Source organism: Pantoea sp. GM_Pan_3 (assembly GCF_026541045.1).
In the GTDB taxonomy this organism is placed as follows: Bacteria; Pseudomonadota; Gammaproteobacteria; order Enterobacterales; family Enterobacteriaceae; genus Pantoea; species Pantoea anthophila.
On sequence record NZ_JALNVA010000006.1, the window covers coordinates 187732 to 204897 of the forward strand.

General features: G+C 59.3%; 16 protein-coding genes. 13 read left to right on the top strand and 3 right to left on the bottom strand.

Annotated features, from left to right (window positions below; all coding sequences use genetic code 11):
• Positions 1–51: 51 nt before the first annotated feature.
• Positions 52–2187 (bottom strand): intracellular growth attenuator family protein, encoded by a 2136-nt coding sequence (locus OXR04_RS17435; RefSeq protein WP_111207883.1) that lies wholly within the window; start codon positions 2185–2187, stop codon positions 52–54.
• Positions 2188–2578: 391 nt separating this feature from the next.
• On the opposite strand from OXR04_RS17435, the gene nudE reads away from it, so the two are divergent.
• On the top strand, positions 2579–3142 hold the full coding sequence (gene nudE, locus OXR04_RS17440) for an ADP compounds hydrolase NudE (protein ID WP_046100723.1): 564 nt from the start codon (positions 2579–2581) through the stop codon (positions 3140–3142).
• 54 nt (positions 3143–3196) lie between these two features.
• Here the strand turns inward: nudE and mrcA are convergent, their stop codons facing one another.
• Positions 3197–5746, bottom strand: coding sequence for a peptidoglycan glycosyltransferase/peptidoglycan DD-transpeptidase MrcA (gene mrcA / locus OXR04_RS17445; RefSeq protein ID WP_009087693.1), 2550 nt, complete (start codon positions 5744–5746; stop codon positions 3197–3199).
• A gap of 116 nt (positions 5747–5862) precedes the next feature.
• On the opposite strand from mrcA, the gene pilM reads away from it, so the two are divergent.
• From pilM to trpS, 12 genes are all read left to right on the top strand, one after another.
• Positions 5863–6681 (top strand): pilus assembly protein PilM, encoded by an 819-nt coding sequence (pilM, locus tag OXR04_RS17450; protein WP_167432089.1) that lies wholly within the window; start codon positions 5863–5865, stop codon positions 6679–6681.
• Positions 6672–7211, top strand: a complete 540-nt coding sequence (locus OXR04_RS17455) for a PilN domain-containing protein (protein WP_167432088.1) — start codon at positions 6672–6674, stop codon at positions 7209–7211. Before pilM ends, OXR04_RS17455 begins: the two co-directional genes overlap by 10 nt.
• Positions 7204–7692: a hypothetical protein gene (locus OXR04_RS17460; RefSeq protein WP_267372212.1), complete on the top strand. Its 489-nt coding sequence runs from the start codon at positions 7204–7206 to the stop codon at positions 7690–7692. The genes OXR04_RS17455 and OXR04_RS17460 overlap by 8 nt, the downstream gene beginning before the upstream one ends.
• The gene (locus tag OXR04_RS17465; protein WP_167432086.1) at positions 7682–8062 is read left to right on the top strand and encodes a HofP DNA utilization family protein; all 381 of its coding nucleotides are present in this window, start codon (positions 7682–7684) and stop codon (positions 8060–8062) included. The genes OXR04_RS17460 and OXR04_RS17465 overlap by 11 nt, the downstream gene beginning before the upstream one ends.
• A complete protein-coding gene (hofQ, locus tag OXR04_RS17470) occupies positions 8004–9272 on the top strand; it encodes a DNA uptake porin HofQ (protein WP_167432085.1) in 1269 nt (422 codons plus the stop codon). Before OXR04_RS17465 ends, hofQ begins: the two co-directional genes overlap by 59 nt.
• A gap of 363 nt (positions 9273–9635) precedes the next feature.
• Positions 9636–10157 carry a shikimate kinase AroK gene (gene aroK / locus OXR04_RS17475; RefSeq protein ID WP_003852989.1) on the top strand — a complete coding sequence of 174 codons (522 nt, stop codon included), beginning with the start codon at positions 9636–9638 and terminating at the stop codon, positions 10155–10157.
• A gap of 38 nt (positions 10158–10195) precedes the next feature.
• On the top strand, positions 10196–11284 hold the full coding sequence (aroB, locus tag OXR04_RS17480) for a 3-dehydroquinate synthase (RefSeq protein ID WP_009087678.1): 1089 nt from the start codon (positions 10196–10198) through the stop codon (positions 11282–11284).
• 72 nt (positions 11285–11356) lie between these two features.
• Positions 11357–12388 carry an SPOR domain-containing protein gene (locus OXR04_RS17485; protein WP_009087676.1) on the top strand — a complete coding sequence of 344 codons (1032 nt, stop codon included), beginning with the start codon at positions 11357–11359 and terminating at the stop codon, positions 12386–12388.
• 93 nt (positions 12389–12481) lie between these two features.
• Entirely contained in the window at positions 12482–13297 is an 816-nt protein-coding gene (gene dam, locus OXR04_RS17490) for an adenine-specific DNA-methyltransferase (protein WP_009087673.1), read from the top strand.
• 67 nt (positions 13298–13364) lie between these two features.
• Positions 13365–14048 carry a ribulose-phosphate 3-epimerase gene (gene rpe / locus OXR04_RS17495; protein ID WP_009087670.1) on the top strand — a complete coding sequence of 228 codons (684 nt, stop codon included), beginning with the start codon at positions 13365–13367 and terminating at the stop codon, positions 14046–14048.
• Positions 14032–14709, top strand: a complete 678-nt coding sequence (locus OXR04_RS17500) for a phosphoglycolate phosphatase (RefSeq protein WP_265137990.1) — start codon at positions 14032–14034, stop codon at positions 14707–14709. Before rpe ends, OXR04_RS17500 begins: the two co-directional genes overlap by 17 nt.
• Before the next feature lie 16 nt (positions 14710–14725).
• Positions 14726–15727, top strand: coding sequence for a tryptophan--tRNA ligase (gene trpS, locus OXR04_RS17505; protein ID WP_009087666.1), 1002 nt, complete (start codon positions 14726–14728; stop codon positions 15725–15727).
• Between the two features lie 56 nt (positions 15728–15783).
• On the opposite strand, the gene cysG is transcribed toward trpS, so the two are convergent.
• On the bottom strand, positions 15784–17148 hold the full coding sequence (gene cysG, locus OXR04_RS17510; protein ID WP_267372213.1) for a siroheme synthase CysG: 1365 nt from the start codon (positions 17146–17148) through the stop codon (positions 15784–15786).
• Between the last annotated feature and the right edge of the window lie 18 nt (positions 17149–17166).

The following is a 17166-nucleotide window of genomic DNA, read 5'->3' on the forward strand; positions in this document are numbered from 1 at the left end:
CTCTCACCCTGTAAAAAAACCGGGCGACAGGGTAGCACAGAAGGGCAGGGCTCAGAATATCGAGCGCACGCTCTGCAAAGTGCTGAGGTTATGGTTGAAACACTTGTCGTAATAGAGCTGGATGTCGATCATGCGCTGGCGATTACGGTGCATGCGGCGCAGGGCCAGCAGTCCGTTGATCACGCCGCAGGCCAGCAGCACCATCAGCAGCAGTACGGTGCCGAGATAGCGCCACTGCGCCATGGCATCCGGTTCATTGTGCAGCGCGATGTGACGCGTGCCGTTGGCATCGGTGGTGATACTGGTGATGATGCCGCTGGCGCTGAAAGGCGTATGCAGCAGCATAGCGGAGATGCGCTGCAGCTCATGCCACTGAGCGGGCGGATCGAGATCGAACAGTGACACGGCAGGCTGAGGCTGACTGACCAGCTGGCGACCCTCGTCACTGACGATCAGGAATCCTCCCGGCGGCGGGCTATTGAGGTTTTCAGCCGCACGGCGGGTTTCACGGAAAAAGAAGGTCGAGGTGGCGGTATTCACCAGGTTCTCCAGCGCTTCCGCACTGACCGGTCGCAGCAGCACGTTCATGCCGTTTAGCTGGCCGGAGTCGGCGCGGCGCATCAGCGCCTCCCAGTCTTTGGCGTTGCCCAGGTTTACCAGCGCGTTTTTCAGGCGCACGCAATCCTGCGGCTGATTACAGAGGTCCTGGGTCTTCATGACCAGATCGGAGAAGTCATCCAGCAGAATCATCCCGGACTTCTGGATCGCTGACGCCAGCTGCGGGTTCAGTTTGGGATCGGTATTGGTTTCCGGGTGCAGCTGCCGGGTCGTGGTATCCAGCAGGGCGGCGGCTTTATCAATAATGTCAGATTGCGGCTGCGGCAACGGCTTCGCGTTATTCCAGTAGATGGCCGAGCAGTCGAACGGCATAAAGGCGTAACTCCGGTTGCTCTGGTAGTTATCCGGCACTGAACACATGCCGGTACCGCTCACCTTCAGGCTGTCGCCAATATTCAGGGCCACGCTGCTGAGTTTATCGACGCTGTTGACCTCCAGGCTGTCGGTGCCTCTGGCCCAGGCGAGACTGAGCTTGATCGGCATCCCGAGCGGGATCCAGGTGACCAGCAGGGTCAGCACCAGCAGCGAGCCGCAGGCCAGCACCACATTTTTCCGCCAGCGCTGAATCGGGAAATTTTTGACCTCATCCTGCAGGGATAAAAAGCGGCCCTGACGCACCACCTGACGGTTGAGGTAGATCTCCACGTCGGTCACCTGACCGAGGTCGTGCGCGACATAGGGCTGCCAGTGCGCCGGATAGGCGAGATCGATAATTCCCAGCGTGATGTTGCTCTGCTCCTGGTTCGATTCGCTGAACAGGCCCCAGCGCTTCGGCGCGCCGCGCAGGCAGTGGATGTCACGCAGGCCGCGCTCACCCGGAATGCGATAGAGCAGCCACAGGCTGGCTGCGATCATTCCCGCACCGGCCAGCACCAGCCAGATCATCAGAGTCGTGGGCACCAGCAGACTGAAAAAGAACAGTAAGAAGGCAAGCGAGATGATGACCCCTTCACGCGTGCCGTCTGGCCGCGACAGGCGATACTCTTCCGGGGTCTCTTTGCGCACCTGCAGCAGTTCAACGTTTTCCGTTTCTGCTTTGCGGATCGAGGCGTTGGTCGACACCGGACGCATCAGCGTCGGCAGGGACTGCTGATCCACCGCGTAATCCACCAGCGAATGGCCGTTGAGCGAAATCACCAGCGGAATGGATTGGGTGCGGATTAACTCGACGTAGTTTTCGTCGGTGATGTACTGCTCCCACAGCGGCGGCAGATGAACTTCGACTTCATCCAGATAGTAACGCCATTTATGGGGATCGTCCGTTGAGAGGCCGTAGCGGGTAATGGCGCGGGTCACCGGATAGACGTTGTTGCTCTGCGCGGTCAGCGTCAGACGTTCAGACGCGCTGCGCTTGTCGGTCGTCACGGCGGTGCGGGGCTGTTTTGCCAGTGCGGTGACATATTTGTCTACCGCCTCGCGCTCCTGAGGGGAAAGCTTACGGCAGGGCGGACTGATAAATGGCAGCGGTTTCGCCAACGGCGGACGATGCCGCATAGCGTACCAGAACCCAATACCTGCCAGGATTGAACAGGTCAGCACTATGGCCAGGATCATAAAGATTGTGCTCATGCTCTGCTCAATTCAGCCAAAATGCTGCCTTCACTTTAAACGTACGCTCCGGGGGATGCTCACTTCTGAAGAGGCATTCCGGAAGATTATATAATCCTGAGGAGTCAGACACCCGATTAAATAGTGCCAGGGAATATCTGATTAGCATTTATTAAACCCTGCCTTGTCCGAATGGTAACCGGCTCAGACTGGATTAAATATCGGTATTATCTGAAACTTATCGCAGCATATTGACTAATGCAAATTTAGTCTTAACTGATAACCAAAGGCTGTTATTCAATTGCCGGAATCTATGTAACGATATCGTTATGGTGAGACTGTCGCACAATTGCCTGGGGTTAGGTATGCTAATTCGTTCCTGATAGCCGGCGCAGAAACTTTTGAGGCTGATATGAAAATTCCAAAAAAACCTGACATCCTCAATATCACCGCCGTGGCGCGTTCGCGGCTATTTACCGTCGAATCGGTCGATCTCGCCTTCAGTAACGGGGCGCGTCGCGTCTATGAGCGGATGAAGCCGTCAGAACGTGAAGCGGTCATGATTGTGCCCATTATTGATGACCATCTGATCCTGATTCAGGAGTATGCCGTCGGACTGGAAACCTATGAACTCGGGTTTCCCAAAGGGCTGATCGATGCAGGCGAAACTGTGAATGAGGCGGCGGTGCGGGAACTGAAAGAAGAGGTCGGTTTTGGGGCTGAGCACCTCACGCCGCTGGGCAAGCTCACGATGGCCCCCTCCTACTTTTCCAGCAAAATGAATATCGTGGTGGCAGAAGGTCTCTATCCCGATAAGCTGGAAGGTGACGAGCCGGAGCCGCTGATTGTTCACCGCTGGCCGCTGAGCGATATGCTGTCGCTGCTGGAGGAGCCCGATTTTCGCGAGGCACGCAACGTCAGTGCGCTCTTTATGGCGCGCGAATGGCTGGTGAAGCAGGGGCGTCTGCGCTACTGAATAAAAAAGGCCGACTGATGTCGGCCTTTTAACAGGTTAAGTGTGCGGGTCACATCAGAACAGCTCGTGACTCTCGCCGTTGTCCATAATGGTGGTGCCCACATCATGAACGGAATATTCGGTCGGCTGGGTACCGTTGATGAAGTACTCCTGACGCGTATTGCCTCCGCCATTTGCCAGCTTGCCGGTGCTGCGGTCAATCGTGACCGTGACCACGCCATCCGGCGGCGTTAACGGCTGCACCGGTACCCCCTCCAGCGCACTCTTCATATATTCATCCCATGCCGGTTGCGCACTCTTAGCGCCGCCCTCATAGCCTGAAATCTGATCGGGAATCGCGCCGGAAAGGGTGCTGCGGCCTAAATTGCGGCGCGCATCATCGAAACCGATCCAGACGGAGGTCACGACACCAGGGCCATAACCCGAGAACCAGGCATCTTTCGAGCTGTTCGTGGTACCGGTTTTTCCGCCAATGTCATTACGCTTCAGATCACGCCCGGCACGCCAGCCGGTTCCCATCCAGCCCGGTTCACCGAAGATGTTGCTGTTCAGTGCGCTCCTGATGAGGAAGCTGAGCGGGGTGTTGATGACATGCGGGGCATATTGCTGTTCGCCCTGCTGTGCCTGGGCCGGAACCTGCTCCAGTGCAGGCTGTGGCACCGCCTGGTTCTGATTGCTGTCTGACGCGGCCACGTTCTCAACGCTCTCTTCGTTCAGCGCCAGCGCTTTCTTCGTTTCGCCGTAGATCACCGGCAGATTGCACTGCGGACAGGCGATCTTCGGTTTCTCTTCAAAGACAATGCCGCCCTGTTCATTTTCAATCCGGGTGATGAAGTACGGGTCAATCAGGAAGCCGCCATTCGCCATCACGGAGTAGCCGCGCACCACCTGTAACGGGGTGAACGAGGCCGCCCCCAGGGCAAGCGACTCGGTATGAATAATGTTCTGCGCCGGGAATCCAAAGCGCTGCAGATACTCAGCGGCATAATCCACGCCCATGGCGCGCATCGCACGCACCATCACCACGTTTTTCGACTGGCCAAGTCCCTGACGCAGGCGAATCGGTCCATCGTAGGTGGGCGGTGAGTTTTTCGGACGCCAGTCGGCACCCGCACCGGCATCCCAGCGTGAAATCGGCACATCGTTCAGGATCGACGCCAGCGTCAGTCCGCGATCCATCGCGGCGGTGTAGAGGAACGGCTTGATGTTAGAGCCGACCTGGCGCAGTGCCTGAGTTGCACGGTTAAACATGCTCTGGTTAAAGGCGAAGCCGCCTACCAGCGCCCGCACCGCACCATCATTCGGATCGAGTGAGACCAGCGCCGAGTTCACATCCGGTACCTGGCCCAGCCACCACGCATCACCCACTTTGCGCACCCAGATCTGCTGGCCTGGCTGCAGCACCTGCGTCACGCTTTTCGGCGTCGGGCCCTGCACGGTGTCAGACTTATAAGGACGCGCCCAGCGCACACCCGCTAAGGCCAGCGACACATTGCTGCCATCTTTCATCATCACGGTTGCTTCATCACTGCGTGCTTCCGTGACCACCGCCGGATAGAGCGGGCCATAGACCGGCAACGCACTCAGCGCTTTCTCGATCTTAGTCTGATCCCAGGCGGGCTCGCCCACCCGCCACAGCACGCTGGTCGGGCCGCGATAGCCATGACGCATATCGTAGGCGATGACGTTGTTACGCACCGAAGTCTGAGCCGCTTCCTGCAGGCGACGGGTCACGGTGGTGTAAACCTTATAGCCGTCGGTGTAGGCGTTGTCGCCGTAGCGCTTCACCATCTCCTGGCGCACCATCTCGCTGAGATAAGGGGCAGAGAAGGCGATTTCCGGGCCATGATACTTCGCCACCAGCGGCGTATTGCGTGCCTCATCATACTGCTGCTGCGTGATGTAGTGCTGATCCAGCATACGCGCCAGCACCACGTTGCGACGCGACAGGGCGCGGCTCGGCGAGTAGAGCGGGTTAAAGGTGGACGGCGCTTTCGGCAGACCGGCAATCATCGCCATTTCACTCAGCGACAGCTGGTCAACCGGCTTACCAAAATAGACCTGCGAAGCCGCACCGATGCCATAAGCCCGGTAGCCGAGGTAGATCTTATTCAGGTAGAGCTCAAGAATTTCATCCTTATTGAGTAACTGCTCAATGCGGATTGCCAGAAACGCTTCCTTTATTTTACGCATCAGGGTGCGTTCCGGACTCAGGAAGAAGTTACGGGCCAGCTGCTGAGTGATGGTACTTGCCCCCTGGGAGGCGTGACCGGAAACCAGCGCAATGCTGGCCGCACGGAAAATCCCCACCGGGTCCACACCGTGGTGCTCATAAAAACGGCTGTCTTCGGTTGCAATAAACGCTTTCACCATCACAGGTGGCACTTGCTGCAGGGTCAAAGGAATACGGCGCATTTCGCCATACTGGGCGATCAGATCGCCATCGGCGCTGTAAACCTGCATAGGGGTTTGCAGACGCACATCTTTCAGCGTGTTGACGTCAGGCAGCTGTGGCTCGATGTACTTGTACAAGCCATAAATCGAGCCAGCTCCCAACAGGATGCAACACACTGTAAGGATCAATAAATACTTTACGAACTTCACCTGGAGTTTCCCATCTATTGTCGTTTGAGCAGTTTATAAACAACCGCGCGGTAGTATAAAGGCAAGCCAGACGCTTTGATATGTCCATTTTCCCGGACGATAAGGAGATCGCGCGCATGGCTTTTCATACCTGGCAAATCGGGCTGGATATTCAGAACAGGCAGATGTGTGGCCTGGCCCTCCAGCGTCGTCGTGATGGCTGGCAGCTACGCCACTGGTGGCTGCAACGGCTGCCGCAAGATACGTTAAGAAACGGCGTGCTGCAATCTTCGCCTGAATTACAGGCGGTCCTGACAGCCTGGCGTCAGCAGTTGCCGCGCCGTTACTCGCTGAGGGTCGGGTTCCCCGCCCGGCTGGTGCTGCAGCGGCCGCTTCCCCTGCCCGCACAGTCACTCAGGGAGCCAGCGCTGGGCCACTACGTGCAGGTGGCCGCGCGTCGTCTCTTTCCGCTGGAGCCTGACACGCTGGCGCTGGACTATTACGAGGAGGCCGGAAACCGTCAGCTCTGCGTCACGGCGGCCCGGCGGGAGAGTGTTGACCAGTGGATGATGCCCCTGTTACAGGCGGGATTCAGGCCGCAGGTGCTGGAACTGACCACCGATGCGCTGAAGCGGCTGGCCCGGCAGGCGCGACTGCCGGGCGGCACGGTGCTGGTGCTGCAGCAGGAGGGGCGCTGGCTCTGGAGCGATGCGCAGACCGCAGCAGAGTGTGACGACGCCACCACGCTGGACGCACTGAAACAGCAGGCCTTTCCCCGGGCAACGGCCATCGCCTGGTGTGCCGCCACGCCAGCCGCGCTGCCCGCTGACGCTGTCGCGTTTTCCCCTTTTGATCTGCTTCGTTATCAGCAGCCCCCGTTGCCCGCGAATCCGGGAGCCTTTGCACTGGCGACCGGGCTGGCACTGACCAGCGGAGATGACCCGGCGTGGCGGTAAATCTGCTGCCGTGGCGGCAGCAACGGCGGCAACGGCAGCGACGGCAGAACCTGCTGGTGCTGGCTCTGGTGGCGGGCGGTCTGCTGCTGCTGGTGATGCAGCAGGCGTACCGGGTCCATGAGGCGCGCCAGCGGATAGCGCAGGAGAGCAGAATGCAGCAGCAGGCGCTGGAGACACTGGCTGCGCGTTTAGCGCAGCAGAAGCAGCTGCTGGAACAGCTCGCGCTTCTGCAAAAACAGCAGGCGAAGCAGCGTGACAAGGCTGCGCAGCTGGCCGGGTGGCAACAGTTCTGGCGCGATCTGCCCGGCATGCTGCCCGACACCGCCTGGCTGACCCGGCTGGAGAAGCGCGATAACCGCCTGATCCTGGAGGGGCAGGCGCAGGATATGGCAGCAATCAGGCAGTTTCGCCAGCAGCTCGCTACCGCCGCCCTGTTGGGGCAGGTGCAGCAGGGTGGGGTCCGGCGTCAGGCGGATGGCCGCTACCATTTTTCGCTACGGGCGCAGATAGCCGGGGGACGCGATGATTGATCGCTGGTGTCAGATGGCGGCTGTTCCGCGCTACGGCCTGCTGCTCCTTCTCGCGTTGGGTCTGCTTTTGCTTATCTGGCTGTCGGGCTTACGGCCTCAGCAGCAGGCACTGGCCGCTGAACGGGCGGCGCTGTCACAGTTAACCCGAACTCTGCAGCAGGGCCAGCAGCAGTGGCGTCAGCATCCCGCTATCGCGCAGCTGCAGGCGCAGCGGGAGACGATGCAGCTCGCTCTGACTCGCGCAGCCGCATCGGAGGGGGCTATCGACGATATTCTGGCGGGCCGCTCTCACCAGCTGGAGGCGTGGCAGCCGGATGGCCCCGCCCGCCTGCTGACGCTGCATCTGCCCTGGCAGGCGTTCCGCACTCTCTTTGCTGAATTTGCCCAGGCTTCTGCGCCATTGCCTTTGCATTTCCTGCTGCTGGCGCAGCCGCACGACCTGGAGGCGCAACTCTGGCTGGAGCCAGCCGATGCGCCATAGCCTGCTGATTCTGCTGTTGTGCTGGGGGGATGTGCTGGCACGCGATCCCTTCCGGCCTGTTGCCGGTTCCCTGTGTCAGGAGGCGGTGGCCCCGCTCACCGGCTGGCGTCTGCAGGGGATTGCCGGGCGGGAAACCCGCTATCAGGCCTGGCTGCTTACCCCGCAGGGAGAACGCGTCACGGTGGGCAGCGACAAGCCTTTTCCGCTGACGCCCTGGCAACTGGTGGCGATCACCTCCCGCAGCCTCACGCTTGCCGTGCCAGTGAGCTGTCACGCTCAGCGAACCACATTTTATTTAAAAGGATATGCGCATGTTAAGGATAGCGACCCTGCTCCTCATCAGCAGCCTGCAGCCGGTTTACGCCGCTGACGAGGCGCCGCTCAGCCTCGCTTTTGACCACGCACCGGTGGAACAGATTCTGCAGGCGCTGGCTGACTATCAGCAGGTCAATCTGCTGATCGCGCCTGAGGTTGAGGGGACGCTATCGCTGCGGCTGGATAACCTGCCGTGGCGTCAGTCACTGGCGCTGGTTGCGCGGATGGCAAAACTGACGGTTATTGAGCAGGATAATGTTCTGCTGGTCTATCCGCTGCGCTGGCAGCAGGCACAGGACGCGGCCCGGGAGGCGGAGCGACAGGCGCAGTTACAGCAGACACCTTTGCAACAGCGCACGGTCACACTCCGTTATGCCAGCGCCAGCGACGTTCATGCCAGCCTGCTGAGTGAACGTCAGTCACTGATGACGCCGCGTGGCAGCGTGACGGTGGATAAACGCACCAACGCGCTGCTTCTGCGCGATACCGCCGCGGCACTGAAAGAGACAGTACGCTGGATTCAGGGGCTGGATCGGCCACTGGAGCAGATTGAGCTCTCTGCCCATATCGTCACCATCAGTGAGGAGCACCTGCAGGAGCTGGGGGTGCAGTGGGGCATGCTGGCGGGAGATGCAGCGGTGACAGAGAGCCTGCATCATCCCCGGCTCGCTGTTCCGCTGGCGGTAAGTTCACCCGGTATCAGCGCGGGGATGGCGCTGGCGCGTATCGGCGGCGCCCTGCTGGATCTGGAGCTGAGCGCTCTGGAGCAGGAGAACCAGATTGAGATCATCGCCAGTCCGCGCCTCTTCACCTCGCACCAGCAGACCGCCTCGATTAAGCAGGGCACTGAAATTCCCTATGAAGTGTCGGCAGGCAACAGCGGCGCCACCTCGATTGAGTTTAAAGAAGCGGTGCTGGGCATGGAGGTGACGCCCACTATCGCCGGAAACGGCCGTATCCGGCTGAAGATCCATATCAGTCAGAATATGCCGGGGCGCAGCATCCGGACCGGTGACAGCGACATCTTATCCATCGATAAACAGGAAATAGAGACCCAGGTCACGGTCAGCGACGGACAAACGCTGGCCTTAGGCGGCATCTTTCAGCAGCAGCGAAACCGGGGAGAGAACAGGGTGCCGCTGCTGGGTAAGGTGCCGCTGATTGGCGGACTGTTTCGCCAGCAATCGGCGCAGCGCAAAAAAAGAGAGCTGGTTATCTTTATTACGCCGCGATTGGTCAGGGAAGCAGCGCTTACGACGGGATAAAACGGAAAATGAGGCCCTCGGGGTCATCTGCGTTGACGCAGAAGAGGAATTAGCTTACAAGGTTTAGCGATTTTCAATACGGTGTAACCGTCTGAACCGGATAAATCCCGGTTAACAGATCAGACAACTCCTCTGTAAGCAGCGTGGTAAAAGACGCAGCGCTGGCGCGTTACAGTTTCGCGAACACAGGCCAATTCAGAAATGGATGTGCTGAAGGCAATATAATCGGTTGCCAAACAGCCTTGAGTGTTGAGATAATTTTTCATCTGACTCTTGCTAACGCTCATGAGGTCTCAGTTCCTGTCCCGCCAGCAAAAGCTGAACGCGGGGTATCATTAACGAATTCTTAGTAATACCGACAAAATGGCAGAGAAACGCAATATCTTTCTGGTTGGGCCGATGGGTGCCGGCAAAAGCACTATTGGCCGTCAGTTGGCTCAGCAACTCAACATGGAGTTCTTCGATTCCGATCAGGAAATTGAGCGACGCACCGGAGCGGATGTGGGCTGGGTTTTTGATGTCGAAGGCGAAGCTGGCTTTCGCGATCGCGAAGAAAAAATCATTAACGAACTGACCGAGAAGCAAGGCATCGTCCTGGCGACAGGGGGTGGTTCCGTCAAATCCCGGGAAACGCGTAACCGTCTCTCCGCCCGTGGTGTTGTGGTTTATCTTGAAACCACGATCGAGAAGCAACTGGCGCGCACTCAGCGCGATAAAAAACGTCCGTTGCTGCAGGTGGACTCCCCGCCGCGTGAGGTGCTTGAAGCGCTGGCTGGCGAACGTAACCCGCTCTACGAAGAGATCGCCGATGTGACCATTCGTACAGACGACCAAAGTGCGAAAGTCGTGGCGAATCAGATTATCCACATGTTGGAAAAAAGTTGATCCAACGTTCGAAGGCTCTCTGACAGGTATTGAGCATCATGGAGAAGATCACCGTCTCACTGGGGGAACGCAGTTACCCCATCACTATCGCCGCCGGACTGTTTAACGATCCGGCTTCTTTTTGGCCGCTGACCGCGGGCGAAAACGCCATGGTGGTGACCAACCAGACGCTGGCACCGCTCTATCTTGACAGGATAACGGCGCAGCTGACGGCGGCAGGCGTAAAAGTTGATCAGGTGATCTTACCCGATGGCGAACAATACAAGACGCTGGCGGTGATGGATCAGGTTTTTACCGCACTGCTGCAGAAGCCGCACGGTCGTGATACGACGCTGGTTGCCTTAGGCGGCGGCGTCATTGGCGATCTGGCCGGTTTTGCTGCGGCCAGCTATCAGCGTGGTGTGCGCTTTATTCAGGTTCCGACCACCTTACTGTCGCAGGTCGACTCGTCGGTGGGTGGCAAAACCGCTGTGAACCATCCGCTGGGCAAAAACATGATCGGTGCCTTTTATCAGCCTGCCTCGGTGGTGATCGATACCGCCTGTCTGCAAACCCTGCCGGCGCGTGAGCTGGCCTCCGGTCTGGCAGAAGTGATCAAGTATGGCGTTATCCTCGACGGCGCCTTTTTCCAGTGGCTGGAGCAGAATATTGATGCGCTGCTGGCGCTGGATGAACAGGCGCTGGCGTACTGCATTCGTCGCTGCTGTGAGCTGAAAGCAGAGGTGGTGGCGGCTGACGAGCGTGAAAACGGTCAGCGGGCGCTGCTTAATCTGGGGCACACTTTTGGCCATGCGATTGAAGCGCATATGGGCTACGGCAACTGGCTGCACGGTGAAGCGATTGCCGCAGGTATGGTGATGGCGGCGCGCACGGCGGAACGGCTGGGGCAGTTCCAGCCGCACGAGACGGAACGCCTCATTGCGCTGTTGCAGCGTGCCGGTTTACCGGTGCATGGCCCACAGGCGATGCGTGCAGAGATGTACCTGCCGCACATGATGCGCGATAAAAAAGTTCTGGCGGGCGAACTGCGGCTGGTTCTGCCGTTGTCGATCGGCCGCTCTGAAGTGCGTGGCGGCGTGGCACATGATATGGTGCTGGCTGCAATTAACGATTGTCAGCAACCCTGAGAATAAGCAGTTGAGTGGTGACGCGGCGCGCAGGGTGCGCAGTGCGGAATGCCGCTTTACGGAGGAGGCAAAATGGATGAGTTTAAACCGGAAGATGAGTTAAAACCTGACGCCAGCGACCGCCGTCCCTCGCGCCCTCGTAAGTCGTCTACCGCAGCCAGAATACCGGTTTCGCGCCAGCGCATCATGATGGGCGTCGGGATTCTGGTTCTGCTGTTACTGGTTCTGGGGATTGGTTCCGCGCTGAACGGCCCTGATGAGAAAAAAACCGCGTCAGCGGGCACTACGCCTGCTGCGGGTGGCAGCACCGGCAGTGAGAAGAACATCGACCTGACCGGCTCCTCTTCCATGTCTGGCGCTCAGAACACGCCGGCCACCACCGACAATAACGCGGCGGCCAGCGGTGAGGCGGCATCCGGCCAGGCGCGTGACGTCTCAATGCCGCCTGTTGCCTCTACGCCGACCCAGGCTGCACCGGTTGACGCCCCAGCGAATCAGCAGCGCGTCACCTTGCCAGGCGATCTGAACAGTGCGCTGAGCAATCAGCAGCAGCAGGTCGACAGTGCGGCAATGGGCTCGCAGGGCGGCAGCTCACTGCCGACCGCGCCTGCCACCGTCAGCGGCAATGCCGGAACGGCGGCAAATCCCGTTACCGCACCGGTGACGCGTCAGACACCAGCCCGCTCAAACGCGGCCTCCCGTCCGGCGCACGACACCGCGCACAAAGCGGCGGCGAAGCCGGCAACCCGCGACAGCAAAACACACACGACGCCAGCACGGTCACCCGTCAGTTCTGCGCCCGCTACATCGGCAGCAGGCAGCAGCACGGCCAGCAAATCACTGCCAGGCGGCAGCTACACCCTGCAGCTGAGCGGCGCGTCTAAAGCAGAAAGTCTGAATGCCTGGGCGAAGCAGCAGAATCTGAGCGGCTATCACGTCTACAAAACCACCCGTAATGGTCAGGCGTGGTATGTGCTGGTGAGCGGCTCCTATGCCACACCGGCTGATGCCAAACGCGCTGTCGCCTCGTTGCCTGCAGACGTACGCGCGAAAAATCCGTGGGTAAAACCGGTCAGCCAGGTGAAGAAAGAAGCCAGTCAATAGCGGACAGGGGGCCAGTCTCTGGCCCCGTTTTAAGCGCAGATCTGCTGTCGGTCCAGCCACAGCCTCACAATAAGATGTAATTACCACGACAGCATGAAAAAAAATCGCGCTTTCCTGAAATGGGCAGGGGGAAAATTTCCCTTAGTCGAAGAGATCCATCGCCATCTGCCGCAAGGCGACTGCCTGGTCGAGCCATTTGTTGGCGCGGGTTCGGTGTTTCTGAACACCGAATTTGATCGCTATCATCTCGCTGACATCAACAGCGACCTGATTAATCTCTATAACATCGTCAAACTGCGCACCGCGGATTTCATTCGTGACGCGCAACTGCTGTTCACGCCGGAAGGGAACACCGAAGCCTGTTACTACCAGCGTCGCACCGAATTTAACCTCAGCACGGATGCCTACCAGCGCGCGCTGCTGTTCCTCTATCTGAACCGCCACTGTTATAACGGCCTCTGCCGTTATAACCTGCGTGGTGAGTTCAACGTGCCGTTTGGCCGCTATCGCAAACCCTATTTTCCGGAAGCTGAACTGTTATGGTTTGCCGAGCGAGCGCAAAAAGCGACGTTTGTCTGTGAATCGTACGATGTTACCCTGACCAGTGCCGGCAAAGGCTCGGTGGTCTATTGTGACCCCCCTTATGCGCCGCTGTCGGCAACGGCCAACTTTACGGCTTATCACACCAACAGCTTCAGCCTGCGTGAGCAGGAGAATCTGGCGATGCTGGCGGCACAGCTGGCCGCGTCGGAACACCGGATTCCGGTACTGATTTCTAACCACGACACTGCACTGACGCGTCTGTGGTATCAGGATGCAGTGTTACATGTGGTCAAAGCCCGGCGTTCTATCAGCCGGAGCATAACCGGTCGCACCAAGGTCGACGAACTGCTGGCACTTTATCGCTAGTCTGTTTCGTCCGCGACCAACGCATTACGCCAGCCTGAGTGCTGGCGCACAACAGTGGGAGAATCGGATGAAACAATATTTGCTGGCCCCTTCAATCCTGTCGGCGGACTTTGCCCGCCTGGGCGAAGATACAGCCAAAGCGCTGGCGGCCGGAGGTGACGTGGTTCACTTCGACGTGATGGACAACCACTACGTGCCAAACCTGACCATGGGTCCGATGGTGCTGAAAGCCCTGCGCGACTATGGCATCACCGCCCCTATCGATGTGCATCTGATGGTGAAACCCGTCGATGCGCTGATCCCGGAATTCGCCAAAGCGGGTGCCACCTATATCACCTTTCATCCCGAAGCCAGCGAACACGTTGACCGCACCCTGCAGCTGATTAAAGAGCATGGCTGCAAAGCCGGTCTGGTCTTTAACCCGGCGACCCCGCTGAGCTACCTCGATTACGTCATGGATAAGCTGGATATCATTCTGCTGATGTCCGTGAACCCGGGCTTTGGCGGTCAGTCATTTATCCCGGGCACCCTGGATAAACTGCGTGAAGCGCGCCGGCGTATCGATCAGAGCGGCTACAACATCCGTCTGGAAGTGGATGGCGGTGTGAAGATCGACAACATTGGTCAGATTGCCGCCGCCGGTGCCGACATGTTTGTTGCCGGTTCCGCCATCTTCGGTCATCCCGACTATAAAAAAGTCATCGACGACATGCGCAACGAACTGGAGAAGGCCAATGGCTCATTTCACTGATATTCGTGCGCTGGCGTTCGATCTGGATGGCACCCTGGTGGATAGCGCACCCGGCCTTGCCGAGGCTATCGACCGCACGCTGAACGACCTGCGTCTGCCGCAGGCGGGCCTGGCGCGGGTCTCCACGTGGATTGGCAACGGTGCCGATATCATGATGGCGCGCGCGCTGACCTTTGCGCTGGGCCGCGAACCGCAGCCGGAAGAGCAGCGCGATGCGCGGGCGCTGTTTGACCGGCACTATGCTGATACCGTTGAGGCGGGCAGTACGCTGTTTCCGCACGTGAAGCAGACGCTGGCAGCCCTTAAGGCGAGCGGACTGCCGATGGCGATTGTCACCAACAAGCCGACGCCGTTTGTGGCGCCGCTGCTGGAATCACTGGGGATTGCCGATGCGTTTTCGCTGATTATTGGTGGCGATGATGTGCCGGTTAAAAAACCGCATCCGGCCGCCATTTTTATGGTGCTTGGCACCTTTGGGGTGCTGCAGGATCAGTTGCTGTTTGTCGGCGACTCCCGCAATGATATCCAGGCGGCGCAGGCGGCAGGCGTGCCCAATGTGGCCATGACCTATGGCTATAACTATGGCGAGCCGATTGCCACCAGCCAGCCCGATTTAACTCTCGACTCTTTCGACGAACTTTTGCCCGCTCTGGGGCTGTAAATATCAGGACTTAAGTATGAAACCCATCGTTTTCAGCGGCGCACAGCCGTCCGGCGAACTGACCATCGGCAACTATATGGGTGCGCTGCGTCAGTGGGTGCAGATGCAGGATGATTACCACTGCATTTACTGCATCGTTGATCTGCATGCTATCACCGTGCGTCAGGACCCTGCCGCACTGCGTAAAGCGACGCTGGACACGCTGGCGCTCTATCTTGCCTGCGGCATCGACCCGCAAAAAAGCACCATCTTTGTTCAGTCCCATGTGCCGGAGCATACGCAGCTGAGCTGGATCCTGAACTGCTACGCCTATTTCGGTGAGCTGAGCCGCATGACGCAGTTCAAGGATAAATCCGCACGCTACGAAGAGAACATCAATGCCGGTCTGTTCGACTATCCGGTGCTGATGGCGGCGGACATTCTGCTCTATCAGACCCATCAGGTGCCGGTCGGTGAAGATCAGAAACAGCATCTGGAGCTGAGCCGTGATATCGCGCATCGTTTCAATGCGCTGTATGGCGACATCTTCAAGGTGCCGGAGCCGTTCATTCCGAAGTCTGGCGCGCGCGTGATGTCGCTGCTGGAACCGACGAAAAAGATGTCCAAGTCTGACGACAACCGCAACAACGTGATCGGCCTGCTGGAAGATCCGAAAGCGGTGGTGAAGAAGATTAAACGCGCCGTCACCGACTCTGAAGAGCCACCAGTGGTGCGCTACGACGTGAAAGAGAAGGCGGGCGTCTCTAACCTGCTGGATATTCTGTCGGGCGTGACCGGTCAGAGTATCGCCGAGCTTGAGCAGGCGTTTGAGGGCAAGATGTATGGCCATCTGAAAGGCGCGGTGGCGGATGCGGTGTCGGGCATGCTCTCTGAGCTGCAGGAACGTTATCACACCTTCCGCAACGACGAAGCGCTGCTGGAGCAGGTGATGCGTGATGGCGCGGCGAAAGCACGCGCACAGGCGCAGGAAACCCTGAAAAAGGTGTATGAGGCGGTGGGCTTCGTTGCGATGCCGTAACGGCTGAGCAGTCAATGAAACGGCGGACATGATGTCCGCCGTTTTTATTTGTCGATTCAGAACCAGCGCAGCGTCTCGCGCAGACTGACCACGCTGCCAATGATGACCAGGCCCGGACTGCTCACCTGTCCGGCCAGACTCTCCAGCTCGCTCAGCGTGCCGGTCACCACCCGCTGACGCGGTGTGGTGCCGTTCTCCACCAGCGCCACCGGCATGTCGCTGCGCATCCCGTGTCGGATCAGCTGCTGCGCTATCTCTGCGGCCTGCGTCAGCCCCATGTAAAAGACCAGCGTCTGCTGTTCCGCCGCCAGCGTCTGCCAGGCGAGGGTGCCCGTTTTCTGCAGATGGCCGGTAACCAGCCTGACGCTCTGCGCATGATCGCGGTGGGTCAGCGGAATGCCGCTGTAGGCCGCACAGCCTGACGCGGCGGTGATCCCCGGCACCACGCTGAAAGGGATCTGCTGCTGCGCCAGCGCCTCCAGCTCTTCGCCGCCCCGTCCAAAAATAAAGGGATCGCCCCCTTTCAGCCGTACCACCCGCTTTCCACGCTGCGCCTGTTCGCAGAGCAGCTGATTAATCGACGCCTGCGGCACGCAGTGATGTCCGGCGCGTTTACCCACGAAGATACGCTCGGCATCGCGGCGCACCAGCTTCAGGACCGCTTCGGAGACCAGGCGGTCATAGACGATGACGTCCGCCTGCTGAATAAGTTGTAAGCCTTTCAGGGTCAGTAGTCCGGCATCGCCCGGCCCGGCACCGACCAGTGCCACCTCCCCTTGGCGGGCCGGGTCGGCGTCAAAAAGCGCGTCAGCGATCTGCTCTGCACGCGGCCTGTCGCCGTTCGCCAGCGATTGCGCCAGTCGCTCGCTGTGAAAGAAGCGCTCCCAGAAGCGGCGGCGGGCATCTGGCGCGCCATACTGCTTTTTCACCCGCGCACGCAGGTGACCGGCCAGCTGCGCCAGCTGGCCGAGATGTTGCGGCAGCCTCGCCTCCAGCTTCTCCCGCAGCAGGCGCGCCAGCACCGGTGCCCGTCCGCCGGACGACACCGCCACCATCAGCGGGGAACGATCGATGATCGATGGCACAATCGCGCTGGCCTGCTGCGGTGCATCCACCAGGTTGCAGAAGATCTGCTGCCTTTCCGCCGCTTCCGCCACCTGCTGATTGACCGCGTTGTCGCTGGTAGCGGCCACCACCAGCCAGCAGCCGTTCAGCCAGTGCGGATCGAAATGTCCCGGCAGCAGCGTGACCGCACGCTGCTGTGCCCACGCCCGGAAGGCGGGCGAAAAATCAGGGGCACCCACCCGGAGTTCGGCACCGGCTTCCAGCAGCAGGCGGGCTTTGCGCTCCGCCACATCACCCGCACCCACCAGCAGACAGCGCCGGCCCTGCAGGCGGCAGAAGAGGGGGAAGTAGTCCATCAGCGATCCTTAAAAATG